This is a genomic window from Streptomyces sp. NPDC039609 (genome assembly GCF_055596705.1).
Window position 1 is genome coordinate 113442 of sequence record NZ_JBVIUJ010000019.1, and the last position, 24357, is coordinate 137798.

At 72.0% G+C, this 24357-nt stretch carries 19 protein-coding genes; 8 read left to right on the top strand and 11 right to left on the bottom strand.

From position 1 onward, the window contains the following. Positions 1-113: 113 nt before the first annotated feature. Complete coding sequence (locus ACZ561_RS37435) at positions 114-1535, bottom strand: MFS transporter (RefSeq protein WP_471004144.1); 1422 nt, start codon at positions 1533-1535, stop codon at positions 114-116. A gap of 210 nt (positions 1536-1745) precedes the next feature. Here ACZ561_RS37435 and ACZ561_RS37440 point away from each other — a divergent pair, with 210 nt between their 5' ends. From ACZ561_RS37440 to ACZ561_RS37450, 3 genes are all read left to right on the top strand, one after another. After that, complete coding sequence (locus ACZ561_RS37440) at positions 1746-2930, top strand: low temperature requirement protein A (RefSeq protein ID WP_471004146.1); 1185 nt, start codon at positions 1746-1748, stop codon at positions 2928-2930. Positions 2931-2956: 26 nt separating this feature from the next. Then, positions 2957-4039 carry a P1 family peptidase gene (locus ACZ561_RS37445; RefSeq protein WP_471004148.1) on the top strand — a complete coding sequence of 361 codons (1083 nt, stop codon included), beginning with the start codon at positions 2957-2959 and terminating at the stop codon, positions 4037-4039. Positions 4040-4105: 66 nt separating this feature from the next. Continuing rightward, a complete protein-coding gene (locus ACZ561_RS37450; protein ID WP_471004202.1) occupies positions 4106-4948 on the top strand; it encodes a DUF6227 family protein in 843 nt (280 codons plus the stop codon). A 185-nt stretch (positions 4949-5133) separates the two neighbouring features. Here ACZ561_RS37450 and ACZ561_RS37455 read toward each other — a convergent pair whose 3' ends face one another. Both ACZ561_RS37455 and ACZ561_RS37460 read right to left on the bottom strand, forming a co-directional pair. After that, entirely contained in the window at positions 5134-6708 is a 1575-nt protein-coding gene (locus ACZ561_RS37455) for a glycosyltransferase family 39 protein (RefSeq protein ID WP_471004150.1), read from the bottom strand. 9 nt (positions 6709-6717) lie between these two features. Continuing rightward, positions 6718-7902, bottom strand: a complete 1185-nt coding sequence (locus ACZ561_RS37460) for a tetratricopeptide repeat protein (protein WP_471004152.1) — start codon at positions 7900-7902, stop codon at positions 6718-6720. 277 nt (positions 7903-8179) lie between these two features. On the opposite strand from ACZ561_RS37460, the gene ACZ561_RS37465 reads away from it, so the two are divergent. Further along, the gene (locus tag ACZ561_RS37465) at positions 8180-9586 is read left to right on the top strand and encodes a collagen-like domain-containing protein (protein ID WP_471004154.1); all 1407 of its coding nucleotides are present in this window, start codon (positions 8180-8182) and stop codon (positions 9584-9586) included. A gap of 76 nt (positions 9587-9662) precedes the next feature. Here ACZ561_RS37465 and ACZ561_RS37470 read toward each other — a convergent pair whose 3' ends face one another. The 4 genes from ACZ561_RS37470 to ACZ561_RS37485 form a co-directional block, all read right to left on the bottom strand. Continuing rightward, positions 9663-11816, bottom strand: a complete 2154-nt coding sequence (locus ACZ561_RS37470; RefSeq protein ID WP_471004156.1) for a PTS fructose transporter subunit IIABC — start codon at positions 11814-11816, stop codon at positions 9663-9665. Continuing rightward, entirely contained in the window at positions 11813-12766 is a 954-nt protein-coding gene (pfkB, locus tag ACZ561_RS37475) for a 1-phosphofructokinase (protein ID WP_471004158.1), read from the bottom strand. Before pfkB ends, ACZ561_RS37470 begins: the two co-directional genes overlap by 4 nt. Continuing rightward, entirely contained in the window at positions 12763-13524 is a 762-nt protein-coding gene (locus ACZ561_RS37480; RefSeq protein WP_471004160.1) for a DeoR/GlpR family DNA-binding transcription regulator, read from the bottom strand. Before ACZ561_RS37480 ends, pfkB begins: the two co-directional genes overlap by 4 nt. Before the next feature lie 255 nt (positions 13525-13779). Beyond that, positions 13780-15333: an MFS transporter gene (locus ACZ561_RS37485; protein ID WP_471004162.1), complete on the bottom strand. Its 1554-nt coding sequence runs from the start codon at positions 15331-15333 to the stop codon at positions 13780-13782. A 62-nt stretch (positions 15334-15395) separates the two neighbouring features. On the opposite strand from ACZ561_RS37485, the gene ACZ561_RS37490 reads away from it, so the two are divergent. Beyond that, positions 15396-16358 (top strand): helix-turn-helix transcriptional regulator, encoded by a 963-nt coding sequence (locus ACZ561_RS37490; protein WP_471004164.1) that lies wholly within the window; start codon positions 15396-15398, stop codon positions 16356-16358. A gap of 840 nt (positions 16359-17198) precedes the next feature. On the opposite strand, the gene ACZ561_RS37495 is transcribed toward ACZ561_RS37490, so the two are convergent. Then, a complete protein-coding gene (locus ACZ561_RS37495) occupies positions 17199-18200 on the bottom strand; it encodes a sigma-70 family RNA polymerase sigma factor (RefSeq protein WP_471004166.1) in 1002 nt (333 codons plus the stop codon). Between the two features lie 147 nt (positions 18201-18347). On the opposite strand from ACZ561_RS37495, the gene ACZ561_RS37500 reads away from it, so the two are divergent. Both ACZ561_RS37500 and ACZ561_RS37505 read left to right on the top strand, forming a co-directional pair. Then, positions 18348-18887 (top strand): GNAT family N-acetyltransferase, encoded by a 540-nt coding sequence (locus ACZ561_RS37500; RefSeq protein ID WP_471004168.1) that lies wholly within the window; start codon positions 18348-18350, stop codon positions 18885-18887. 83 nt (positions 18888-18970) lie between these two features. Further along, positions 18971-19978 (top strand): questin oxidase family protein, encoded by a 1008-nt coding sequence (locus tag ACZ561_RS37505; protein WP_471004170.1) that lies wholly within the window; start codon positions 18971-18973, stop codon positions 19976-19978. A gap of 245 nt (positions 19979-20223) precedes the next feature. On the opposite strand, the gene ACZ561_RS37510 is transcribed toward ACZ561_RS37505, so the two are convergent. Further along, positions 20224-21018 carry a dioxygenase family protein gene (locus tag ACZ561_RS37510; protein ID WP_471004172.1) on the bottom strand — a complete coding sequence of 265 codons (795 nt, stop codon included), beginning with the start codon at positions 21016-21018 and terminating at the stop codon, positions 20224-20226. 170 nt (positions 21019-21188) lie between these two features. On the opposite strand from ACZ561_RS37510, the gene ACZ561_RS37515 reads away from it, so the two are divergent. Continuing rightward, positions 21189-21692: a MarR family winged helix-turn-helix transcriptional regulator gene (locus tag ACZ561_RS37515; protein WP_471004174.1), complete on the top strand. Its 504-nt coding sequence runs from the start codon at positions 21189-21191 to the stop codon at positions 21690-21692. Positions 21693-21756: 64 nt separating this feature from the next. On the opposite strand, the gene ACZ561_RS37520 is transcribed toward ACZ561_RS37515, so the two are convergent. Continuing rightward, on the bottom strand, positions 21757-23274 hold the full coding sequence (locus tag ACZ561_RS37520) for an MFS transporter (RefSeq protein WP_471004176.1): 1518 nt from the start codon (positions 23272-23274) through the stop codon (positions 21757-21759). Between the two features lie 182 nt (positions 23275-23456). Continuing rightward, positions 23457-24131, bottom strand: a complete 675-nt coding sequence (locus ACZ561_RS37525) for a TetR/AcrR family transcriptional regulator (RefSeq protein ID WP_471004178.1) — start codon at positions 24129-24131, stop codon at positions 23457-23459. Positions 24132-24357 lie beyond the last annotated feature (226 nt).

Sequence of the window (24357 nt, forward strand, 5' to 3'; positions counted from 1 at the left end):
CTGATCGATCAAAGGGCGCGGCATTGGTCACCGGTCGACGGCCATTGGTCCCGTCCCCGGGATGCGGAAAGGCCCCGCCTGGGCGGGGACTTTCGCAGGGGCGGGCGGATGGCTCAGCTCGGCGCCTCCGCACCCTTGCGGGCGTAGAACCACCAGGTCACGACCGTGCAGCCGGCGAAGAAGGCGACGAAGCCCCACATCGCGCTGGTCACGGCCATCGAGCCGAAGAGCGCCGGGATGAAGAAGAAGCCGTAGGCGGCGATCCCCGAGGTGAAGCCGGTGACCGCGCCGGACTCCATCTCCGACTGCTTCAGCGCCCTCGCGTACTCCGGGGTGCCCTCCGTCAGGCCCTTCAGATGGGTGCCGCGGAAGATGACCGGGATCTGGCGGAAGGTCGAGCCGTTGCCGATGCCCGAGAAGAAGAACGCCGCGAGGAAGCAGAAGAAGAAGCCGTAGAAGTTGCCCGTGTCGGATCCCGACGGGAGGAAGGTGATCACCCCGATGATCGAGGCCGCCATGCCGACGAAGGACAGGATCGTCACCCGGGCGCCACCCCACTTGTCCGCGATCCAGCCGCCTGCCCACCGGGCCAGGGCGCCGACCGCCGGGCCCATCCAGGCGTAGGTGGCGATCGAGTAGTCCGGGAACGTGGTCTTGATCAGCATCGGCAGCGCGGCCGCGAAGCCGATGAAGGAGCCGAAGGTGCCGACGTACAGCCAGGTCATCAGCCAGTTGTGCTTGCGCTTGAAGATGATCTTCTGCCGGCGGAAGGGGGTGGAGGCCACCTTCAGGTCGTTCTGCCCGAACCAGGCCACCGCCGCCAGGACGAGCAGCACCGGCACCCACAGGAAGGCCGCGTTCTGCAGGTGGACCGGGGTCCCGTCCGCCTTGTGCTGGGCGGTGCCGATCGCGATGGTCGACCAGGTGATGACGATCGGGGTGAGCAGCTGGACCGCCGAGACGCCCAGGTTGCCGAGCCCGCCGTTGATGCCGGTGGCGCTGCCCTTCCTGGCCTTCGGGAAGAAGAAGCCGATGTTCGCGAGCGAGGAGGCGAAGTTGGCGCCGCCGATACCGCACAGGGCCGCGATGGCGACCATCACGGCGTAGGGGGTCGACGGGTCCTGGATCGCGATGCCCAGCCAGATCAGCGGGACGATCAGCACGACCGTCGAGAGTGCGGTGAAGCGGCGCTGGCCGACCATCGGGCCGAGGAAGGTGTAGAGGATCCGGGCCGTGCCGCCCGTCAGACCGGGGATGGCCGTCAGCCAGAACAGCTGCGAGGTGGAGAAGCCGAAGCCGACGTCCTTCAGATTGGTGGCGGTGACGCTCCACACCTGCCAGACGACGAAGGCGACCAGGAGCGCCGGGACCGCGATCCACAGGTTGCGGCTCGCGACGCGCTTCCCGATCGACTTCCAGAAGAGCTCGTTCTCCGGCTCCCAGTCCGTGATCGACTTCCCGGGCCGGTACTGCTCCGCGTCGTACGCCGGGGCTGCTCCGCCCGCCGTTCTGGTGTCCTGGAGTACGGAACTCATGGCGCTTCCCTGGGGATCGGGGCTTCCTTGCTCCTCCAGGCTGCGCCCGCACACAGGGGCAGGTCAGAGGCCATGGTCGCGACCCGGGTGGGCGGAGGTCCCGGCGGCCCCGGGCCGTACGCACACCCAGAGGTCCCGGCGGCCCCGCCCGCCCAAGGGCCCGCGTGCCGTGGCGCCCGTGCGTGATGCGGCTCTGATGTCCTGGAGCGCATGACGCAACCGTTTCTGCCCCTCATCGCGCGGTCCCGCGCCGAGGCGCATCGCGCCGCCACACCGCTCGAGCTCTTCTTCGACCTCTGCTTCGTCGTCGCCGTCGCCCAGGCCGGCGCCGAGCTCGTGCACGCGGTCGCCGAGCACCACGCCGCCGACGGCATCGTCCATTACGCGATGGTCTTCTTCGCGATCTGGTGGGCCTGGATGAACTTCACCTGGTTCGCCTCCGCCTACGACAACGACGACGTCCTCTACCGCGTCGCCACCTTCGTCCAGATCGCCGGTGTCCTCATCCTCGCCGCCGGTATCTCCCGCGTCTTCGAGGACGACTTCCTGGTCGCCGTGCTCGGCTACGTGGTCATGCGGCTCGCGCTCTCCTTCCAGTGGCTGCGCGCCGCCCATCACGCGACGGACCCCGCCGAACGCACCATGTGCCACCGGTACGCGGGCGGCGTGATCCTCTGCCAGATCGGCTGGACCGCCCTCCTCTGGGCTCCCGAGTCCGCCCGCTCGTGGATCTTCCTCGTCATGATCGTCGCCGAACTGGCGGTCCCCGCGCTCGCGGAGAAGGACACCAACACCCACTGGCACGCGCATCACATCGCCGAGCGCTACGGCCTGTTCACGATCATCGTGCTCGGCGAGACGATCGCGGCGGCGACGGTCGCCGTGAAGACGGGGGTCAGCGAGTACGACGCCCTCGACGAGCTGCTTCCGATCGCCGCCGGCGGCCTGCTCATCGTCTACGCCGCCTGGTGGATCTACTTCGCCGTCCCCGCCCACATCCGCCTCCGCTCCAACCGGCAGGGCTTCGTCTGGGGCTACGGCCACTACCTCATCTTCGCCTCCGCCGCCGCCATCGGCGCCGGGATCGAGATCGCCGTCGAGCAGTCGGTGGGCAAGGCCCACATCTCCACGCTCGCCGCCTCCTCCGCCGTGACGATCCCCTCCGCGCTCTTCCTGCTCTGCGTGTGGCTGCTGCACGCCCGGTACTTCAAGGTCGGCATCGCGCAGCAGCTCGTCCTGCCCGTCTCGTCCCTGGCGATCCTGATGTGCACGTTCGCCGGCCGCTGGGCGGTCCTGGCGGCTGGTCTCGTCGCGGCGGCGACCGTGGCGGTCGGGGTGACGCTGGCCGCGCGCAACGCCGCCTCGCGCGGAGCCGGGCCCGGCCACGGCCACTGACCGAACGGGCGTGGTACGCAAGAACCATGACGAAGAACGAGGCACCGCACGACGCCCTCACGGACGTGACCGGCCTCCGGGTCGGCCACGCGCGCGTGGACGGGCCGAACGCCCTCAGCGGCACCACCGTCGTCCTCGCCCCGGAGGGCGGGGCGGTGGCGGCCGTGGACGTACGGGGCGGCGGACCCGGCACCCGGGAGACCGACGCGCTCGACCCCCGTAACGTCGTCCAGCGGATCGAGGCCGTGGTCCTCACCGGTGGCAGCGCGTACGGACTCGAGTCGGCGGCGGGCGTGATGGCCTGGCTGGAGGAGCGGGGCCGAGGGGTACGGGTCGGGCCCGAGCCCTCGCACGTGGTCCCGGTCGTACCCGCCGCCTGTGTCTTCGACCTGGGCCGGGGCGGCGACTTCACGGCCCGGCCTGGAGCGGCCACGGGACGCGCCGCGGTGGAGGCCGCCGCGGCGACGGAGCTCCACGCGCGCGTGGAGACGGGCGCCGTCGGCGCGGGCACCGGCGCCGTCGTCGGCGGGCTCAAGGGCGGGGTCGGCACGGCGAGCACGGTCCTGGACTCGGGCATCACGGTCGGCGCGCTGGTCGTCGTCAACGCGGTCGGCTCGGCGGTCGACCCGGAGACCGGTGCGCTGTACGGGCAGTACTTCCAGGGCCGGCCGGAGTATCCGGACCGGGCCGTCCACGAGACGGCGCTCCGCCGCCTGGCCGAGGCCGCGGCCATGAACACCCCGCCGCCCCTGAACACCACGCTCGCGGTCGTCGCCACCGACGCCGTCCTGACGCGGGCGCAGGCGCAGAAGTTCGCCGGTACGGCGCACGACGGCATCGCGCGCGCCATCCGTCCGGTCCATCTCCTCAACGACGGCGACACCGTCTTCGCCCTCGCGACCGGGGAGCGGGAACTGGACGCGAAGGCCGGTCCGCTCGCCCTGAACGAGATCCTGGCGGCGGGCGCGGACACGGTGACCCGGGCGATCGTGCGGGCGGTCCTGGAGACCGCCGAGGGAGTCGCGGGTCCCGGCGGCCACTTCCCCGCCCACCGCGAGCTGTACGGACCGGGCCCTGCTGTCGACTCCCTTTACAACAAGGGGAGTTGAGCCTTGGAGGCCGACGCGCGGGAACTTCCCGCGCGACCCCCTTCGTTTTGCCGAACCCCGGACACGATGTCAGCCCCAGGGACTACGTTAAGCAAGCACCGAGTGACATGCGGCGACGGCCTGGAGACCCTCTTGAACGATCCGCAGGATCCTCACGATCCGTACGAGACGACCGAGACGCAGGTGGAGCGGCTCCTGGGCCGGGCGCTCAACTCCTTCGATCTGCCCGACAGTACGGTCGAGTGCCTGGAGACGGCGCTCGCCCACTCCAGCGCGCTGTACTCCTCGCACCACAGCGCATCGCTGCACAGAACCACGTACCGCCACACCTATCTGCTCGCCGACGGCACGGCGCTCAGTCTGTGGGAGCTGGTGCACAACTCGGGCCGGGACGGCACCGAGCAGCACGAGCTGTACGCCGACGAGGCGGAGGCCCGGCTCGCCGCGTCGCGGCTGCCGAGCGGCCTCGACCCGGGCTGGGGCACCGAGCGCGCCACCGGGCAGGACTGTGACGAGGACGGCGACCTGGAGCTGCTGAGCGCGCTGCTGTCCCGTCCCATACCGACGCAGCCCCGGATGTACGTGCCGGACAACTCCGCGGACCACGCGCGCCGGGTGCTGCGCCGCGCGGAGAACGCGGACCGGCCGAGCGAGGAGACGGCGCGCAGACTGCGGGTGGCGTTCGCGCACCACATCACGCAGGCGTTCGGCCGCCAGTGCGCGGTGGAGCGCGGCCGGGACGCCGGATTCACTCTCTACGAGCACGCGTTCCTGCTGCTCGACGGCGGCGAACTGAGCCTGTGGGAGGTCGAGCACACGGCGACACCGGACGGCCGCCACATGTGCGAGGTGTACGAGGACGAGCACACGGCCCGCGAAGCGATGGAGCACCGCGCACGGGTGCGGTGAGCCGGGGCGGCACCGGGGCACCCGTGGGCCGGCGAGGCGGGCACCCGTGACATGAACGAGGGCGGTCGGCGCGGTGCGCGTCGGCCGCCCTCGGGCTCTCCGGCGGGTGTCGGACGGGGGACCCGGTCCGCCCGGTCCGTCCGGCCCGCCCGGTCCGTCAGGTCCGTCCGGTCCGTCCCGCGGGTTCAGGACTTGCGGACCAGGAGTGCCACCGTGACACCGGTCAGCCGTTCGGTGCCGGTCGCGGTGTAGTGCTTCCGCAGGACGCGCGCCTGGGGAGCGGGGAGCGCGTCCAGCGGGTCGGCCGCGCCCGCGGGCACGACCAGCCAGATCCGGGCCTCGCTCCGCAGACAGGCGGCCGGGTCCGGGCACTCCGAGGACCAGAGGTCCGCACGGTCCGCGGCCGAGCGGGCCAGGAAGACGTCCCGGGGCCGCAGTTCGTCGGGCAGGTAGTGGCGGACGCCGAGGTCCAGCAGCCGCCAGTAGTCCTCGCCCCGGTCGTACACGACGGCGTCGCCCGGCCGGTGGTACTTGGCGATGGTCTCGGCGGCTCCCTTGTAGTCCACCCCGTGCCAGAAGTGCGCGTACGTCTCCCGCACCGACCGCTGCTCGGGCAGGCTCAGTACCGCCACGGCGACCAGGGCGACGGCGAGGACGGCGCGGGAACGGAGCGCGGCGAGCGCCGCACCGGCCAGGACCGCCCACGCCGGCAGGGTGAAGAGCAGGTACCGGTAGAAGAAGTACGAGATGTCGCCGTGCGAGACCGCCCACAGGGCGAGGACCGGCAGCACGGCCATGGCGGTCACGGCCAGGACCGGCCCCCGGGACACCGGCCGCCAGGAACTGCCGCTCGTCGACGGCGCCGCACCGGCGCGGCCCGCCCGCCGACGCTGCGCCCAGGCCGACACGGCGAGGACCGTCGCCGCCCCGGCGAACGTCCCGGAGGCGTACAGCTGCGGGAGAAAGGCGGCCAGGCTCTCCAGATTCGGTCGGGGGATCCAGGCGATCTGACGTGACGCCTGCCCGCTGCCGAGCACCGCGACCGGTGCCACGGCGGCCACCCCGGCCAGTGCGGCGAGCCCGGCCCGGACGGCGAGCGCGCGGTCGACACGGGCCCATGCGGCCACGACGACCAGGTGCCCGGCCAGCGCCGTCAGCGCCACCAGGTGCAGCAGCCCGACCGCGGCCACACACGCCGCGTACGCGGCCCAGCGCCCCACGCGTTCGGGCCGGTCCAGGGCCCGGAGCAGCGCCAGCGTGGCGAGGGCGACGGCGAGGACGACCAGGGCGTACGGGCGGGCCTCATGGGCGTACCGGACCACCACGGGGGTGAGGGCGAACAGCAGACCCGCGGCGAGCCCGGCGCGGCGGCCGAACAGCCGCTGCCCGATCAGCGCCGTGCAGGCGGCCGCCCCTGTCATCGCGAGGGTGGAGGGCATCCTCAGGGCGGTGACGGAGTCCCCGAAGACAACGGTCCACCCGTGCATCAGCAGGTAGTAGACGGTCAGGACCGCGTCCACGTTGCCCACCGTGTCGAGCAGGCTGCCGGTGGAGCGGGTGACCATGTCCCAGGTGTTGAGCTCGTCCTCCCACAGCAGCGGGTGGTCGATCTCGTACAACGTCAGGGCGAGGGTGAGGAGGGCCGGCCACAGCCAGACGCCGTGCCGCATGCCGCCCTCGCCGCGTGGCGGGGCGGGGCTGCGGGTGGCGGCGGGGGCGGGATCCCGGACCTCGGCGGCGACGGAGGAGGGCGTTCCCACGGCCCGCCCCTAGCCGCGCACCGACGCGGGCGCGTCGGCGGAGGGCGCGTCGACGGAGGGCGCGTCGACGGAGGGCGGGTCGGCGGAGGGAGCAGCGGCGAGCGGAGCCGCGGCGTCGGGCGGTGCGGCGGCCGCGTGCGGGATCGGGGCGGCGGCGAGCTTGCCGACGGAGAACTCGCGGTTGGCCTGGGTCTGCTTGCGGTACGGCTCGGGCAGGTCGGGCATGGCGAGCAGCCGGTCGCACGCGGCGAGCGAGCCCGCGTAGTCGCCGACCCAGTAGGCGGTGATCGAGAATTCGAACAGCAGGCCCCAGCGGTACACCCACGGCTGGAGGAACAGCAGGTCGTCACGCGGCTGCTCCCGGTCGAGCACGGCGGAGACGATCGCGTGGGCGGAGTGGTGGCGCCGCATCTTGCGCAGCCGTGCGGCCAGTTCGTAGCAGGCTTCGAGACGCTGCGGCCGCGAGTCCCAGGCGCGCGTGAGCGTGTCCATGGCGGCCGGCCAGTCGCCGGACTCCGCCCTGAGCACGCCGGACTGAAGGAGTGCGTAGTAGACCTCCTCGCCCCAGCCGCCCATGGCGGCGCGGCGCTCGTAGAGCTTGATCGCCTCCCCGGACCGGCCCATGTCGCGCATCGTCTGCGCGAGATAGAAGACCGTACGGGGGTTGCCGGGGTCGCGGTCGAGCTCGGCGCTCAGCAGCCGGGCGTCGCGTTCGAACTTGTCGTGGCGCGAGCCGCCGTCGTGACGGTCGTCGATGGCGAGGGCGTCGAGGTTCTCCTGGGTGTGTTTCCGGTCGGCGGTGAGGTACTCGTGGGTCACCCCCTCGTACCGCCACGGCAGATCGCCTCTGACCAGGCGTTTGATGCGGTACTCCAGCGCGCCCTTGTGACGCAGCATGTACGCGTCGGCGGTCAGCGGGGGCAGCGGGCCTTCCTGGCGCAGGACGAGGTCGGCGTCGAGGAGCAGGAGGTAGTCGGCACGGCCTCGGGCGTGGGCGATGTTCAGGCTGCGGTTGTGCCCGAAGTTGACCCACGGCTCCTCGTGCAGCTCTCCGGGGATCCCGTGGAGAGCCTTGCGGATGAGGTCCTGGGTGCCGTCGGTCGAACCCGTGTCCGAGATGACCCAGGTGTCCACCAGGTCACGGACGGAGGCGAGGCAGCGCTCGATTACTCGGGCCTCGTTCTTGACGATCATGCACAAGCAGAAGGATGGCTTCACGGCAACACCACTTCCGGTGGTTCGGTGGGGGGCGACCATAAGCACAGGCCAGGGACGGTCGGGGACGGCACGCCGACAGGCGCTTTCAGGTTCGCCACGCCGTACGCACCCAGGGGGATGGTGACGGTAGGCCAAGGCGTTGACAGTCCCCTCGGAGACGTAAAGGCGCCGCGATCGCAGTCCGATGATCTGAATGGAAGCTCGAACTCGCTTCCGGTGAATCACTCGATCCGGATGAAGAAGGAGCTATTGCATGAGTCCTGATTCCAGGACCAGGTCCGCATTCGGCCCGCTGCCGCGACGCCGCGCCTGGCTCAACGGAGGTGCCATCGCCTCGATCGCACTCGTACTCACGGGGTTCACGACTCCCGTCTCAGCCGCGCCGCAGAGCGTGGCCGGGCCTTCGGGGGTGAACCTCACGGGCACGCCGTCGGGCGGCGATGAGTGCAGGGACCGCCCGCACCACGAGGGCCACGGCCCGCGCCCGCACCACGAGGAAGGCCCGCCGCCGCAGCTGTGGGGGCCGGTGTCCCACGAGAAGAACGCCGCGCCGCCGGAGGAGGGCGAGGCGCCCCCGGGTGACTACGAGAACTTCGTGGACCACGAGGACCAGCAGTTCATGGGCGGCAGCCTCGCGGAGTACCTGTCGGCCGCGTCCGACCACGACCGCTACGTGAGGGCACTGCCTGTGGGCGGTCCTGACCACTGCGAGAAGCCGGGCCCGCCGGGTCCGCCCGGTCCGACGGGTGACACGGGTGACACCGGCCCCGCCGGGCCGACCGGCGACACCGGTGCCCAAGGGGCAACCGGCGACACGGGCCCCACCGGTGACACGGGCGACACCGGACCGGCCGGAGCAACCGGCGACACCGGACCCGCCGGCGCGACCGGCGACACCGGAGCCACCGGCGACACCGGACCTGCCGGAGCCACCGGCGACACGGGCGCCACGGGTGACACCGGCGCAACTGGCGACACCGGGGCCACTGGTGACACCGGGCCGGCCGGAGCGACCGGCGACACCGGACCCGCCGGGCCGACCGGCGACACCGGAGCCACCGGCGACACCGGACCGGCCGGAGCCACCGGCGACACCGGAGCGACCGGCGACACCGGCGCGACGGGTGACACCGGACCGGCCGGAGCCACCGGCGACACCGGGCCCACCGGCGACACCGGACCCGCCGGCCCGACCGGCGACACCGGACCGAAGGGTGACACCGGTGACACGGGCGCCACGGGTGACACGGGTGCCACCGGGCCCTGCTCCGACATCGACGTTCACACTCCGCCCATCGGTCCCGAGGACTTCCAGGCCGTCCTCACCGGCGGCAATGTGTTCGCCGGCCGGGGGCCGACGCTCGGCGGGACGATCGTCTGGCAGAACCTCAGCAACGCGACCGCTACCGACGGCGACCCGGCCAACCCCGACTACCCGGCGAACGTGTGCGCCGTGGGCATCGAGGCCCGGGGCGTCAACGCGTACGTCAAGGTGATCACCACGGACAACACGGTGTGGCAGACGCACGGTGACGTCGGCGGAACCACCTTCACCTGGGACGAGCCCTGGACCCAGCAGTCGGCACTGCCGGCGGTGGTCATGCGCTCCATGAAGTTCGGGCGCGCCCTGGACACCGGAGGTGCAGTGAACCGCCACTGACCTGAGCGGTACGCCCGAGGGGCGGTGCACCAGCAGTACGCACCGCCCCTCGGGGCTGCCCTCACGGGGCGGCCGGTCAGGCTGCTACGGCCACCTTCGTCTCAGCCTGAGGTATCGCCCCCGCCGCCTCCGCCTCCCGCGCCGCCTTCCGCGCGCCCTTGAGGACGATCACGAGCGCGGCGCTCACCAGCGTGCCCGCCATGATCGCGAGCAGGTAGAGCAGCGGGTTGCCGATCAGCGGGATCACGAAGATGCCGCCGTGCGGGGCCCGCAGGGTGCACTCGAAGGCCATCGACAGCGCGCCTGTGACCGCGCCGCCCGCCATCGCCGCCGGAATGACCCGCAGCGGGTCGGCCGCGGCGAACGGGATCGCGCCCTCGCTGATGAACGACGCCCCCAGCACCCAGGCCGCCTTGCCGTTCTCCCGCTCGGTCTTCGTGAAGAGCCTGCCGCGCACGGTCGTGGCCAGCGCCATCGCGAGCGGCGGGACCATTCCGGCGGCCATCACGGCGGCCATGACCTTGAGGGAACCCTCGTTGGGGTTGGCGAGACCGCCGACGGCGAAGGCGTACGCGACCTTGTTGACCGGGCCACCGAGGTCGAAGCACATCATCAGGCCGAGGATGACGCCGAGGATGATCGCGTTGGCGCCGGAGAGGCCGGAGAGCCAGTCGGTGAGGGCGTTCTGGAGGCTCGCGATCGGCTTGCCGATCACCAGGAACATCAGGAAGCCGACGACGATCGACGCGAGCAGGGGGATCACGACCACGGGCATGATGCCCCGCAGGGCTCCGGGCACCTTCACCTTCTGGATGGCGAGGACCGTGCCACCGGCGATGAGACCGGCGGCGAGGCCGCCGAGGAAGCCCGCGTTGATGGTGAGCGCGATCGAACCTCCGACGAAACCGGGTACGAGGCCTGGTCGGTCTGCCATGCCGTACGCGATGTAACCGGCGAGCACCGGGACGAGGAAGGCGAACGCGAGCCCGCCGATCTGGAACATCAGGGCGGCCCAGCTGTCGGCCTGGCCCCAGGCGAAGTGCTCGGCGACGGAGGGTGCCTTGTCGATGTCGTAGCCGCCGATGGCGAAGCCGAGGGCGATGAGGAGACCGCCCGCGGCGACGAACGGGACCATGTAACTGACGCCGGACATCAGCCACTTGCGAAGCTTGGTTCCGTAACCCTCGGTGGGCTCACCGGCGTTCTCGACCGGGGTGGGCCGGCCGGCCGGGGCCGTGCTCTCGCCGCGCTCGGCCTTGCCGCGGACCTCGGAGATCAGCTGGGCGGGCCGGTTGATGCCGGCCTTGACGCCGACGTCGACGGTCGGCTTCCCGGCGAATCGTTCCTTCTCCCGTACGGGCACGTCGTGCGCGAAGATCACGCCGTCGGCGGCCTCGACGACGGCCGGATCGAGCCGGGTGAACCCGGCGGACCCCTGTGTCTCGACAGCCACCTCGACACCCGCGACCTCGCCCGCCTTCTCGAGGGCTTCGGCGGCCATGTAGGTGTGGGCGATGCCGGTGGGGCACGAGGTGACGGCGACGATACGGAAGGGGGTGGGTTCTGCTCCCCCACCCCGCCCCTCCCCGAGACTGGGGGTTCCCCCCAGCCCCCCGACGGTGCCGGACGCAGCGTCGACGGTTTCACCAGTCGAGTCGGTCGGCGGGGCGGGCTCCGCGCCCGACACCCCGCCGGCGACTTCGCCGCCCGGCGCGGCGGCGGCTTCGGGTGACGGCTCCGCACTCGGCGTCGTCGGCGCGGCCACCCCGGCCGACTCCGTTTCGTCCGCGGTCTCGCCCAGGATCAAGGACGCGGCGCCACTCGCCGACGTCGCCGAGCGAAGGGCGGTCGTGAAGTCCTCGTTCATCAGCTGGCGGGCCAGGGAGGAGAGGATCGTCAGGTGGGCGTCGTCCGCTCCCGCCGGCGCCGCGATGAGGAAGATCAGGTCCGCCGGACCGTCCGGGGCGCCGAAGTCGATGCCCGAGGGGGAGCGGCCGAAGGCCAGCGTCGGGGCCGTCACATGGGCGCTGCGGCAGTGCGGGATGCCGATGCCGCCGTCGAGCCCCGTCGGCATCTGGGCCTCGCGGGCCGCCACGTCCGCGAGGAAGCCGTCGAGGTCGGTCACCCGGCCGAGCGCGACCATGCGCTCCGCGAGCGAACGGGCCGCCGCTTCCTTCGTGCCGGCGGACAGGTCGAGATCGACCAGGTCCGCGGTGATCATCTTGCTCATCGCGGGCTCCCTTGCTCGCTGAGTACTCGGTCGAGGGGTACGTCGTCGGTCACGGTGACCGCCGACGGGTTCAGATCGGCCGGTGTGGGCATCTCGCTCCCCGGAAGCTGGACGGCCGCCGCGCCGTGCGCGACCGCCGCCGCCAGCGCCTCGGGGCCCTCTCCCCCCGCCGCGAGGAATCCGGCCAGGGAGGCGTCTCCCGCGCCGACGTTGGAGCGGACCGTGTCGACCGCCGCCGCCCCGAACCAGGTGCCGTCCGCGGTGACCAGCAGTTGGCCGTCCGCGCCCAGGCTCGCCAGCACCGCGCCCGCCCCCGACTCGCGCAGTTCCTCCGCCGCCTTCACCGCGTCGCCGACCGTGGCCAGAGGCCGTCCGACCGCTTCCGCCAACTCGTCGGCGTTCGGCTTGACCACGTCCGGCCGGGCCGCGAGGGCCGCGAGCAGCGACGGGCCCGATGTGTCGAGCGCGATCCGGGCCCCGGCTCCGTGGGCGCGGGTGACCAGCTCGGCGTACCACTCCGGCGCGAGACCGCGCGGCAGGCTGCCGCAGCAGGCGATCCAGTCCGCCGCCGGCGAGTAGGCGCCGACCGTGGTGAGGATCGTCTCCGACTCCTCCGAAGTGAGCTCCGGACCGGGCGCGTTGACCTTTGTCAGCGTTCCGTCCGGCTCCGCGAGCGCGATGTTGGAGCGGGTGTGGCCGGCGACCGGTACCGGTGCGACCTCGATGCCCTGCTCGGCGAGGAGTTGGGCGACGAGCGCACCGGGCGCACCGCCGAGCGGGACGACGGCGACGGTCCGGTGTCCGGCCGCGGCGACGGCGCGGGAGACATTGACGCCCTTGCCGCCCGGATCCATGCGCTCCGCGGAGGCGCGCAGCACCTCGCCCCGGTCCAGGGCCGGGACCTCGTACGTCCGGTCCAGCGACGGGTTGGGGGTGACGGTGAGGATCATGTGCGTACGACTTCCGTTCCCGCGGCTTCGATCGCCGCGGCGTCCTCGGGGCTGAGCCCGCTGTCGGTGATGAGCAGATCGACGTCGGTGAGGTCGCCGAAGCGGGCGAAGTGTTCCTCGCCGTACTTGGCCGAGTCGGCGAGGAGCACGACGCGCCGGGCGGAGGCGATCACGGCCCGCTTGACGGCGGCCTCGGCGAGGTCGGGGGTGGTGAGACCGTTGTCGGGCGAGAAGCCGTTGGCGCCGAGGAAGGCGACGTCGGCGCGGATCTCTCCGTACGCCCGCAGCGCCCACGCGTCGACGGCGGCGCGGGTACGGTGCCGGACGCGGCCCCCGACGAGGTGGAGGTCGATGCCGGGGTGGTCGGCGAGGCGGGCCGCGACGGGCAGCGCGTGGGTGACGACGGTCAGGCCGCATTCGAGGGGGAACTCGGCGGCGAGCCGGGCGACGGTGGTGCCGGCGTCGAGGACGACGCTGCCCTCGTCGGGGAGTTCGGCGAGGGCGGCACGGACGATCCGGTCCTTCTCGTCGGCGGCGGTGGCCTCGCGCTCGGCCAGGTCGGGCTCGAAGTCGAGCCGCCCGGCCGGTATCGCTCCACCGTGCACCCGGCGTACGAGCCCGGCCCGGTCGAGGGCCTTGAGGTCGCGCCGTACGGTCTCGGCGGTGACCTGGAACTCCTCGGCGAGGGAGAGGACGTCGACGCGTCCGCTCTCGCGGGCGAGCCGCAGAATCGCTTGCTGTCGCTCGGGTGCGTACATGTGGTTTTACGTCCGTTCCATGCCCGAACCTGTGGTTTCAGTTGCAGGTTACGCCTGCATGAGGAGAAAGTAAACGGATTCGGGCATGGCTGCGGACACGAACGGGCATCGGGTGGGGATTCGGACCGAAGGCCCGGGGCCACGGCCCAGGCCTCGGATGCCGGAAGTCCCCGGCCCCACACCCCGAGGCCCGTGCGCGACGAAGGCCCGGACCGGGATGCCCAGGTCCGGGCCTTCGTCGCGTACGGCGCGAGGTCAGCGCGTGAGCACCGGTTCCTTCGCGACTCCCTCGGAGTCGCCCGCGTCCGCCTCCGCGCCCTCCACATGCTGCTTCGGCTTCGCCGGCAGCGCGAACATCACCAGGAAGATTCCGGCGAGCACGGCCACCGTCCACCCGAGCGCGTTCTGGAAGGCGTCCGTGAAGGCCGCGCCCACCTCGGTCGGAGCCTTCGCGAGACGCTCCTCGTCGATCACGCCGAAGAAGACGACCGACACGAGTCCGAGCCCGAGCGCCATGCCCATCTGCCCGGTCGTGTTGATGAGGCCCGACGCCGAGCCCGCGTGCTCGCGCGGCACGTCCGAGAGGACCGCGTCCGTCAGCGGGGCCACGATCAGGCCCATGCCCAGACCCATGACCACCAGCGGCGGGATCATCTGCCAGGGGTCGATGGAGGTGCCGTACCGGCCGGCCACGACCATGTAGAGCAGCACGCCGGCGGCCATCGTCAACGCGCCCGCCTGGAGCACCTTGCGGCCGAAGCGCGGCACCAGCTTCTGCACCGACAGACCGGCCGCCGTCGAGACGGCGATCGAGAACGGCACGCCCGTCAGACCCGCCTTGAGCGGGGTCCAGCCGAGCCCGCTCTGCATGTACAGCGTCCAGACCAGGAAGAAGATGCCCATCACGACACCGAAGGTCAGCTGCACCGCGATGCCGGCCGCGAAGCTCTTCACCTTGAACAGCGACAGCTCGAGCAGCGGGGAGCCGTCCTTCTTCGTCTTGTACTTCTCGTACGCGATGAGGACGGCGAAGACGGCGAGGCTGCCGGCCATGCACAGGTGGCCCCAGAGCGGCCAGTCCAGCTCGCGGCCGCGCGTCAGCGGGTAGATCAGCATCAGCAGCGCCAGCGTGACCAACAGGACGCCGACGATGTCGAGGCGGAGCGCCTTGGGCGCCTTCGACTCGGTGATGAACTTCCGGCCGAGCAGCAGACCGGCGATGCCGACCGGCAGGTTGATCAGGAAGATCGGGCGCCACTCCAGGCCGGCGATGTTCCACTGCGTGAGCAGGGCGCCGAGCAGCGGGCCGGAGACCGCGCCGAGGCCGATGATGGCGCCGAACATTCCGAAGACCTTGCCGCGCTCGTGGGCGGGGAAGGTGACGTGGATGATCGACAGGACCTGCGGAACCATCATCGCCGCCGCAGCGCCCTGGAGAAGGCGGGAGGCGACCAGCATCTCCGGGTTCGCGGCGAAGCCGCACAGCGCGGAGGCGACCGTGAAGCCCGCGGTGCCGAGGAGGAACAGCCGCTTGCGCCCGAAGATGTCACCCAGACGTCCGCCCGTGATCAGACCGGCGGCGAAGGCGAGGGCGTAACCGGCGGTGATCCACTGGATGGCGCCGAACGAGGCGCCGAGGTCGCGCTCGATGCTCGGGATCGCGATGTTGACGATCGTGGCGTCGACCAGGTCCATGAAGGCCGCGGTCATGACGATGGCGAGGGCTATCCAGCGCCGGCGGTCGGCCACCGCTTCCGTGGCGGCCTTCGCTTCCGTGGCCGCTTCCGGAACGGCGTCGTGTGAACTCATACGATGAAGATAGAGGCCATCTAGGTCAGCTGATGTCCTAGATAAACGCCATCCTGGAAGGCATGACGGACACTCCGGCACGACTTCTGAATCTGCTGTCGCTGCTCCAGACTCCGCGTGAGTGGCCGGGCAGCGAGCTGGCCGACCGGCTCTCGGTCTCCGCCCGCACGATCCGGCGGGACATCGACCGGCTGCGGGAGCTCGGCTATCCGGTCGAGGCGACGAAGGGCGCGGTGGGCGGGTACCGCCTGGTCGCCGGCGCGGCGATGCCGCCGCTGCTCCTCGACGACGAGGAGGCGGTCGCGATCGCGGTGGGGCTGCGAGCGGGTGCGGGGCACGCGATCGAGGGCGTGGAGGAGGCGTCGGTACGTGCCCTGGCGAAGCTGGAGCAGGTGCTGCCGTCGCGGCTGCGTCACCGTGTCTCCACGCTGCAGAACGCGACGATCCCGCTGACGCGCGGGGACGGGGCGACGGTGGCGCCGTCGACGCTGACGGCGCTGGCGGGCGCGGTGACGGGTCAGGAGCGGCTGCGTTTCGGCTACCGGGCGGGGGACGGCACGCAATCACGGCGGCTGGTGGAGCCGTACCGGCTCGTGTCGACGGGGCACCGCTGGTATCTGGTGGCGTACGACCTGGAGCGCGAGGACTGGCGCACGTTCCGGGTGGACCGGGTGTCGGACCCGTTCGCGACGGGGGCGCGGTTCCCCGCGCGGGAGTTGCCGGAGGGCGGCGCGGCGGAGTACATGGCGCGCTCGATGACGCGGGCGCAGCAGCCCGAGGTCGACCTGGACGTCACCTTCGAGGCCCCGGCGGAGTTCGTGGCGGCCCGCCTCCCCGGCCACCTGACCCCGACGGCGACGGGCGCGACGACCTGTCGCCTGCGCACGCCCACGGCGGACTCGATCGAATGGCTGGCCCTCCGCCTGGCCCTGGTGGACGCCCCCTTCACGATCCACGCGCCGACCCCACTGATCACCTACGTGACGGAGCTGGCCACCCGCCTGACGGCGTCGACCACGGCCTGACGCGACCGCGGGCGAGCGCAGCCCGGGAGGGGGCGAGCGCGACCCGAGGGTCGGGGCGCAGCCCGGGAGCAGGCCCCGCAGCGGGGCGGGCACAGCCCGGGGCGCGACCCCGGGAGGACGAGCGCGTCCTAAGAACGGGCGCAACCCGGGAGGGGGGCGGGCTCGCGGGCGGGCTCGGCGGCGCCGCAGCGTCGGCGTCCCCGGCGTCCCCGGCGCCGGTACCGAGCTAGCCCATGGCGGAGGCGCCCGCCATGGGCCCGCTCAGGGGAGACACCTGGCCACCCCGTCCTGTCCAAAGCCTGGCGCCGCGCCAGCGTCGGGCGCCGCAGGGCCATGCCACGGCCCAGCGCCCGCGGCGGCCCGCACGAACCCGGCCGGGACCCCCGACCGCGCCTCCCCCGGCCCGCCGGCCGCTCTAGACCACCGCGTCGGTGCGCGGTAGCCCGTAGCGGAGGCGCCCGCCATGGGCCCGCTCAGGGGAGACACCTGGCCACCCCGTCCTGTCCAAAGCCTCGCGCCGAGCCAGCGCGGGCGGCGCAGAGCCAGGCGACGGCCCAGCGCCCGCGGCGGCCCGCACGAACCCGGCCGGGACCCCCGACCGCGCCTCCCCCGGCCCGCCGGCCGCTCTAGACCACCGCGTCGGTGCGCGGTAGCCCGTAGCGGAGGCGCCCGCCATGGGCCCGCGCAGCGGAGACACCCGGCCAACCCGTCCTGTCCAAAGCCTGGCGCCGCGCCAGCGTCGGGCGCCGCAGGGCCATGCCACGGCCCAGCGCCCGCGGCGGCCCGCACGAACCCGGCCGGGGGGACCCCGACCGCGCCTCCCCCGGTCCGCCGGCCGCTCTAGGCCACCGCGTCGAAGCCCGTGTCGCGGGCCATCTTCTTCAGTTCCAGCAGCGCGTGCTTCTCGATCTGGCGGATCCGCTCCCGCGTCAGGCCGTGCTCCTTGCCGACCTCCGTCAGAGTCCGCTCCCGGCCGTCCTCGATTCCGTACCGCATCCGGATGATCGACGCCGTGCGGTGGTCGAGCTTGTCGATCAGGTCGTCGAGCTCCTCACTGCGCAGCAGCGTCAGCACCGACTGCTCGGGCGACACCGCCGAGGTGTCCTCCAGCAGGTCGCCGAACTGCGTCTCGCCCTCGTCGTCCACCGACATGTTCAGCGAGACCGGGTCCCGCGCCCAGTCGAGGACGTCGACGACCCGCTCCGGCTTGCTGTCCAGCTCGGCCGCGATCTCCGCCGGCTCCGGTTCGCGGCCGTGCTCCCGGTTGAACTCGCGCTGCACACGCCGGATCCGCCCCAGCTCCTCCACCAGGTGGACGGGGAGCCGGATCGTGCGCGACTGGTCGGCTATGGACCGCGTGATGGCCTGGCGGATCCACCACGTGGCGTACGTCGAGAACTTGAAGCCCTTCGCGTAGTCGAACTTCTCGACCGCGCGCACCAGGCCCGCGTTCCCCTCCTGGATCAGGTCGAGCAGGGGCAGTCCGCTGCGCGGATAGCGTCGCGCGACCGCGACGACCAGCCGCAGGTTCGACTTGATGAAGAGGTCCTTGGCACGCTCGCCCGCCTCGTAGAGCGCTTCGAGCTCCTCGCGGGACGCGTCGCCCGCCTCACTTTCTGCTTCTCCGTCGAGGATCTGCCGGGCGTACACACCCGCCTCGATCGTCTGGGAGAGCTCGACCTCCTTGGCGGCGTCGAGCAGGGGCGTGCGCGCGATCTCGTCGAGGTACATGCCGACCAGGTCGCGGTCGGCGATCTCCCCGCCCACGGCGCGAACTCCGCTGGCCCGCGTGCTGCTCCCGCTCTTGGCGGACGAACGACGGGCGACGGCACGGGTTGCCATGCGTGCTCCCTTGCTGAGTAGGTCGCGACACCCTCTCGGGTGCCCTGCATCCGACGGAAACAACGACTGGAATCAGGACAGAATTCCCACCCGGCGCATCGATTTTCGCGATCATGCAGTACCCTGTGCCGCCACCGAGGGGGATAGATGCTGTCTGAAAACGCGGATACGCAGGTCAGGGCGGGCACGGAGGGCGACCTGGAGGCGCTGACGGAGCTGTACAACCACTACGTCCGCGAGACCGCGATCACCTTCGACACCCAGCCCTTCGCACCGGAGGGGCGACTCCCTTGGCTCCGCTCCTACCGTGAAGACGGCCCGCATCGCCTTCTGGTTGCTCGCGATGTCCGGAAAGAGGCGAAAAGCCGAATTCTCGGATATGCGACCAGCAGCCCCTTCCGCCCCAAGGCCGCGTACGCCACATCCGTGGAGGTCAGCGTGTACCTCTCCCCCGACGCCGCCGGCCGCGGCATCGGCACACTCCTCTACGAGCGGCTCTTCGAGGCGCTCTCCGGCGAGGACGTCCACCGCGCCTACGCCGGCATCGCGCTCCCCAACGAGCCCTCGATCCGCCTCCACACCCGCTTCGGCTTCCACCACATCGGCACGTACGGAGAGGTCGGCCGGAAGTTCGACCGGTACTGGGACGTGGCCTGGTACGAGAAGGCCCTTCACCCCGAGGAGTAGGTCCCGCGGCAGAGCGGGGACTAGGTCCGGACTAGGTCCCGCGGCCGTTACGGATCACCCGTCGCCGCACCTACCGTCGCCCCATGGACGACACCACCGGCACCCTCGACGAAGCCCTCGAACGCCTCCATGCCACCGGCCCGGAGCGCCGCGGCTGGCTCTCCAACCACGCCCCGATGGCCGTCGAGGCGCTCGTGCGCCACGGCCACGCCCCGACCGTGCACCGCTGGCTCGACCACTACCGCCACAAGCTGGAGGACATGCCGCCCCTCCACTCCCCCGTCACCGCCGCGAACTGGCTCGAGGCGCTCGGCGACCCGGCCCGGATCACCGACTGGGCGCGGTTCTTCGAGCGCGAGACCGAGGAGCGACCCTGGCGGGAGGTGCTCGCCGAGTGGTGGCCGCGCCTCCTCCCCGGCATCGCGGGCGGCGCGACCCACCCCGTGATCCGTACCGGTCACGCCGTACGCACTCTCCTGACAACCCCGGAGACGGCGCCACGCAGGGCGGAACTGGCGCACGCCCTCGGCTACTGGGCCGCCCGCCACCAGCCGCTGCCCCCGCTGACCGACCTCGCCCCCGCGCCGAGCGCGGCAGCGGCACTCGACGCCGTGCCGCCCATCCCCCGCCAGGACGGCGGGATACGCGACCGCCTCCCCCAGCTGACCGCGTTCCCCCGCTGGGGCGCCGCCCCCGACCCGGAGACCGCGCACACCCTTCTCACCGAACTGGTCACGGCCGCCACCCACCGCTACGCCTCCCACGGCCACGGCGAACCGATCATGCTGGTGCACGCCGCGACCGCCCCCAACGCGGTCCTGCGCACCCTCCCCGCGCTGCCGCGCGAGCTGTGGGCGCCGAGCCTGTCGGCGGCCTGGGCGGCCTCCGCCGCGGTGACCGCCGCCTACACACCGCCCGAGCCCGCCCCGTACACGCCCGTCACGCTCACCGCCGAGGAGGTCTTCGAGCGGGCGGCGGCGCACGGCGACGACCACACGATCAAGTTCACCGACACCGCGCTCGACATCGTCGATCCGCTCGCCCTGACCGCCGCGGTCCGCGCGGTCGAGCTCAACCCGCCGGTGTTCTGAGCGAAGGCCCGACCGCGGAGCTCGGCAGCCGAACCGCGCGAGCCGCGGCCGGTGAACTCATCCGCACCGCACGGCGCGACCGGCGAGCCCAGCCGAACCGCGCGAGCCGCGGCCGGTGAACTCATCCGCACCGCACGGCGCGACCGGCGAGCTCAGCCGCACCGCACGACGCGACCGGCGGCCTCAGCCGAACCAAGATCCCCGAACGGCGGTCCCGGTCGAACCGCGAGCCCCGACCGGCGGCCTCAGCCGAACTGCACCGAGCGCTTCGCGAGGCCCATCCAGAACCCGTCGATCACGCTCCGGCCGCCGCCCAGGTCCCCCGCCGCGTCCGCCGCGCCCAGCGTGACGAACAGCGGTGCGAAGTGCTCCGTGCGCGGGTGGGCGAGCCGGCCGGCCGGGGACTTGTGCTCGAAGTCGAGGAGCGCGTCGACGTCCTCGGCCTCCAGGGCGTGGCGCCCCCAGTCGTCGAACTCCGCCGACCAGCCCGGCACCCCGGGCCCGGGGTGCCGCAGTGCGGCCAGGTTGTGGGTGAAGAAGCCGCTGCCGACGATCAGTACGCCCTCGTCGCGCAGCGGCGCGAGCCGGCGCCCGACGTCCATCAGCTTCCGCGGGTCGAGGGTGGGCAGGGAGATCTGGAGTACGGGGACGTCGGCGTCCGGGAACATCTCCACGAGCGGCACGTAGGCGCCGTGGTCGAGCCCCCGGTCGGGGATGTCCTGCACGGGAGTGCCGGGTCCGTTCAGCAGCTTGCGGACCGATGCGGCGAGCTCGGGCGCGCCCGGTGCCGCGTACCGCACCCGGTAGTAGTGCTCGGGGAAGCCCCAGAAGTCGTGGACGAGGGGGACGGTCTCGGTCGCGCCGAGGGCGAGCGGGGCCTCCTCCCAGTGGGCGGAGACCATCAGGATCGCCTTCGGCCGGGGCAGCCCGGCCGACCAGGCGGCGAGCTGGCCGGGCCAGACCGGGTCGTCGGCGAGCGGCGGGGCGCCGTGCGAGAGGTAGAGGGCGGGCATCCGTTCCAGCGTGGTGTCGGCGTCCATGACGACCGCCTCCGTTCCGGGTCGATGACGTCCCGGGCCGGTGTCGCCCGGGGCGACGTCGACGTCGCCCGGACCGACCCAAGCAGTCATTGAAAGTTCAAGCTCACCTGACATGACGAGCCTAGACCCGATCTAGTTCAACTTTCAAGAATGAGCCGTAGGATAGATACATGACCATGGCACCCAACGACGCGCCCCGCTGGCTCAGCGACGAGGAGCAGCACGTCTGGCGCGCATACCTGCACGCCACCACCCTCCTCGAGGACCATCTCGACCGCCAGTTGCAGCGCGACGCCGGGATGCCGCACATCTACTACGGTCTGCTCGTCCAGCTATCCCAGGCACCCCGCCGGCGACTGCGGATGACCGAGCTCGCCAAGGGCGCCAAGATCACCCGCTCCCGGCTCTCGCACGCCGTCGCACGCCTGGAGAAGAAGGGCTGGGTGCTCCGCGAGGACTGCCCGTCCGACAAGCGGGGACAGTTCGCGTATCTCACGGACGAGGGGTACGAGGTGCTGGAGCGGACGGCCCCCGGCCATGTCGCCGCCGTACGGCAGGCGATGTTCGACCGGCTCACCCCGCTCCAGGTGGAGCAGCTCGGCGAGATCATGAAGGTGATGGCGCAGGGCCTGCAGCCGACGGACCCGAACGCGGACCTGCCCTGGCTCCGCTGAGCGGAACCAGGGCAGGAGGCGACCGGGTGGGTCGGTGCGTCGGGCGACCGGGTGGGTCGGTGCGTCAGTGCGCGATGACGGGGATCTTCACCTCGTCCTCGACGCCCTCGCCCTCGCCGGACCCGGACGCGGCCACCGCCCCGGACCCCGGCTTCCCGGTGTTGATGAGGGTGACGGCGATCGCGGCCGAGACGACCAGGATGCCGACGGCCCACCAGATGGCCGCCGCGTAACCCTCGACCATGCCCTGGAGCTGGAGCAGCTTCTGGGCGCCCTGGCTGGTGGCACCGGCCGCGTGGTCGGCGATGTACGCGGTCGTCGCCGAGGCGGCGATCGTGTTCAGCAGCGCCGTACCGATCGCGCCGCCGACCTGCTGCGAGGTGTTGACCATCGCGGAGGCCACACCGGCGTCCCGCGGGTCGACGCCGTGCGTGGCGAGCGACATGGCAGGCATGAAGGCCGTGCCCATGCCGAGGCCGAGCAGCAGCTGGGCGGGCAGGATCAGACCGGCGTACGAGGTGCCGATCTCCAGCTGGGTGAGCAGCAGCATGCCGACGGCCGCGGTCAGGAAGCCCGGGCCCATCAGCCAGCGCGGGGGAACGCGCATCATCAGCCGCGTACCGATCTGGGTCGAGCCGATGATCATGCCCGCGATCATCGGGAGGAACGCGAAGCCCGTCTTGACCGGCGAGTACCCCTTCACGACCTGGAGGTAGTACGTCAGGAAGAGGAACAGACCGAACATCGCGATGACGGCGAGACCCAGCGAGAGGTACACACCACCGCGGTTGCGCTCGGTCAGGACGCGCAGCGGCAGCAGCGGCGACTTGACCTTCGCCTCGGTCAGGACGAAGGCGGCGAGGAGCACGGCGGACGCGACGAACATGCCGACCGTCGTGGCGTCCGACCAGCCCTCGGACTCGGCGCGGGTGAAGCCGTAGACCAGCGCGACCAGGCCGAGGGTGGACAGGACCACACCGGGGATGTCGAGCGGCGAACGGTTGCGCCCGCCGGCCGGCTCACGGATGACGAAGTACGCGCCCGCGGCCGCGACGATCGCGAACGGGATGTTGACGAAGAAGGTCCAGCGCCAGTCCAGGTACTCGGTGAGGAAGCCACCGAGGATCAGGCCCACGGCGCCACCACCACCGGCGATCGCACCGTAGATGCCGAACGCCTTGGCGCGCTCCTTGGCATCGGTGAACATCACCGCGAGCAGGGAGAGCGCGGCGGGCGCGAGCAGCGCGCCGAACGCGCCCTGGAGCGCGCGGGCGCCGAGCATCATCGCCTCGCCGGTCGCGGCCCCGCCGAGGGCGGAGGCGGCGGCGAAGCCGATCAGACCGACGACGAAGGTGCGCTTACGGCCCCAGAGGTCCGCGATGCGGCCACCGAAGAGCAGCAGACCGCCGAAGGCCAGCGCGTAGGCCGTGATGACCCACTGCCGGTTGCCGTCCGAGATCCCCAGGTCCTGCTGGGCGGAGGGCAGCGCGATGTTCACGATCGTCGCGTCGAGCACGACCATCAGCTGGGCGAGGGCGATGAAGATCAGCGCTTTCCAGCGCCTCGGATCCGTTTCGGACATGGGGATGGCCACCTCTTGGTGCGTAAAGGAAAAAACTGGACGTAAGTACAGGGCGTACTAGGGCTCGAATGCGCGTTGCGGAGCGCGTTTCGGCCGGTGAGTTTCGGGATGTGTCACGGGGTGCGTTTCGGGATGCGTCACGGGTGCGTCACGGGGTGCGTCACGGGACGGTCAGCTCGGGGTCACGACTCGTGGGAATCGCCCCGCAGGTCCTCCAGAGTGGCGGCCGAGCCGGGCAGCACGGAGCGCGCGGGCGCTTCGAGACCGTCCAGGAACAGCTGCAGATGGCGATGGACGAAACGGTCCATGTTCAGGCAGGCGGTGCCCGGAAGCGGGCGGGTCAGTTGGGAGACGGCCACCAGCAGGTCCCCGACATCGACGTCGGGGCGGAGCTTGCCCGACCGGTGCGCCCGGTCGACGAGACCGCGCACGGCCTCCTCCAACCGCGTGCGTTCGGCGACCAGTTCGGGCTGGTCCATCTCGAAGGTGCCGTCGAGCATCGGGCACAGGGCCCCGATGCGCTCGTCGGCGGCGCCATGGGTGAAGCGGCGCAGGGCGTCGAAGGCGTCGGCCTCCCCCGCGTCCACGGCCGCGGCCGCCTCCTCCGCCAGGTCCGTGGTGCGGGACGTGACGGAGACGACGACCTCGTGGATGAGGTCGTTGCGCTCGGGAAAGTTGCGGTAGAGCGTGGCGTTGCCGACCCCGGCGCGCCGCGCGATCTCGTCGAGCGGCACCTGAGGGCCGAACTCGACGAACATCTCGCGGGCCGCCGTCACGATCCGCTCGCGGTTGCGCAGAGCGTCCGCCCGCGGGCGGACGACGCGACGGGTGGGCTCGGTGCCTGCCTGGGCGCTCACGCCACAGCCTCCCTCTGATGATCCGGTCTCACGATCCGGGGACTGGGTCCCCACTTCCTGGAACACAGGTGCAAACGGGGAGCGAGTCCCCGGTTATTTCCCGCCCGGAGTGTGACCTGGGTCACATTCGAAGTGTTTCGTCGAATACCCACGATCGGGCCAACCCCGCGCGCGCCCGCGCACCTCTCGACACAGGCTGATCGAGCAGCGGCGCTGACCAGTCGGC

Excerpts from the sequence above, each read along its gene's own strand:
- ACZ561_RS37435 (WP_471004144.1), bottom strand. The coding sequence starts at position 1,535 with ATGAGTTCCGTACTCCAGGACACCAGAACGGCGGGCGGAGCAGCCCCG.
- ACZ561_RS37440 (WP_471004146.1), top strand. The coding sequence starts at position 1,746 with ATGACGCAACCGTTTCTGCCCCTCATCGCGCGGTCCCGCGCCGAGGCG.
- ACZ561_RS37445 (WP_471004148.1), top strand. The coding sequence starts at position 2,957 with ATGACGAAGAACGAGGCACCGCACGACGCCCTCACGGACGTGACCGGC.
- ACZ561_RS37450 (WP_471004202.1), top strand. The coding sequence starts at position 4,106 with ATGTCAGCCCCAGGGACTACGTTAAGCAAGCACCGAGTGACATGCGGC.
- ACZ561_RS37460 (WP_471004152.1), bottom strand. The coding sequence starts at position 7,902 with ATGATCGTCAAGAACGAGGCCCGAGTAATCGAGCGCTGCCTCGCCTCC.
- ACZ561_RS37465 (WP_471004154.1), top strand. The coding sequence starts at position 8,180 with ATGAGTCCTGATTCCAGGACCAGGTCCGCATTCGGCCCGCTGCCGCGA.
- ACZ561_RS37470 (WP_471004156.1), bottom strand. The coding sequence starts at position 11,816 with ATGAGCAAGATGATCACCGCGGACCTGGTCGATCTCGACCTGTCCGCC.
- pfkB (WP_471004158.1), bottom strand. The coding sequence starts at position 12,766 with ATGATCCTCACCGTCACCCCCAACCCGTCGCTGGACCGGACGTACGAG.
- ACZ561_RS37480 (WP_471004160.1), bottom strand. The coding sequence starts at position 13,524 with ATGTACGCACCCGAGCGACAGCAAGCGATTCTGCGGCTCGCCCGCGAG.
- ACZ561_RS37485 (WP_471004162.1), bottom strand. The coding sequence starts at position 15,333 with ATGAGTTCACACGACGCCGTTCCGGAAGCGGCCACGGAAGCGAAGGCC.
- ACZ561_RS37490 (WP_471004164.1), top strand. The coding sequence starts at position 15,396 with ATGACGGACACTCCGGCACGACTTCTGAATCTGCTGTCGCTGCTCCAG.
- ACZ561_RS37495 (WP_471004166.1), bottom strand. The coding sequence starts at position 18,200 with ATGGCAACCCGTGCCGTCGCCCGTCGTTCGTCCGCCAAGAGCGGGAGC.
- ACZ561_RS37500 (WP_471004168.1), top strand. The coding sequence starts at position 18,348 with ATGCTGTCTGAAAACGCGGATACGCAGGTCAGGGCGGGCACGGAGGGC.
- ACZ561_RS37505 (WP_471004170.1), top strand. The coding sequence starts at position 18,971 with ATGGACGACACCACCGGCACCCTCGACGAAGCCCTCGAACGCCTCCAT.
- ACZ561_RS37510 (WP_471004172.1), bottom strand. The coding sequence starts at position 21,018 with ATGGACGCCGACACCACGCTGGAACGGATGCCCGCCCTCTACCTCTCG.
- ACZ561_RS37515 (WP_471004174.1), top strand. The coding sequence starts at position 21,189 with ATGACCATGGCACCCAACGACGCGCCCCGCTGGCTCAGCGACGAGGAG.
- ACZ561_RS37520 (WP_471004176.1), bottom strand. The coding sequence starts at position 23,274 with ATGTCCGAAACGGATCCGAGGCGCTGGAAAGCGCTGATCTTCATCGCC.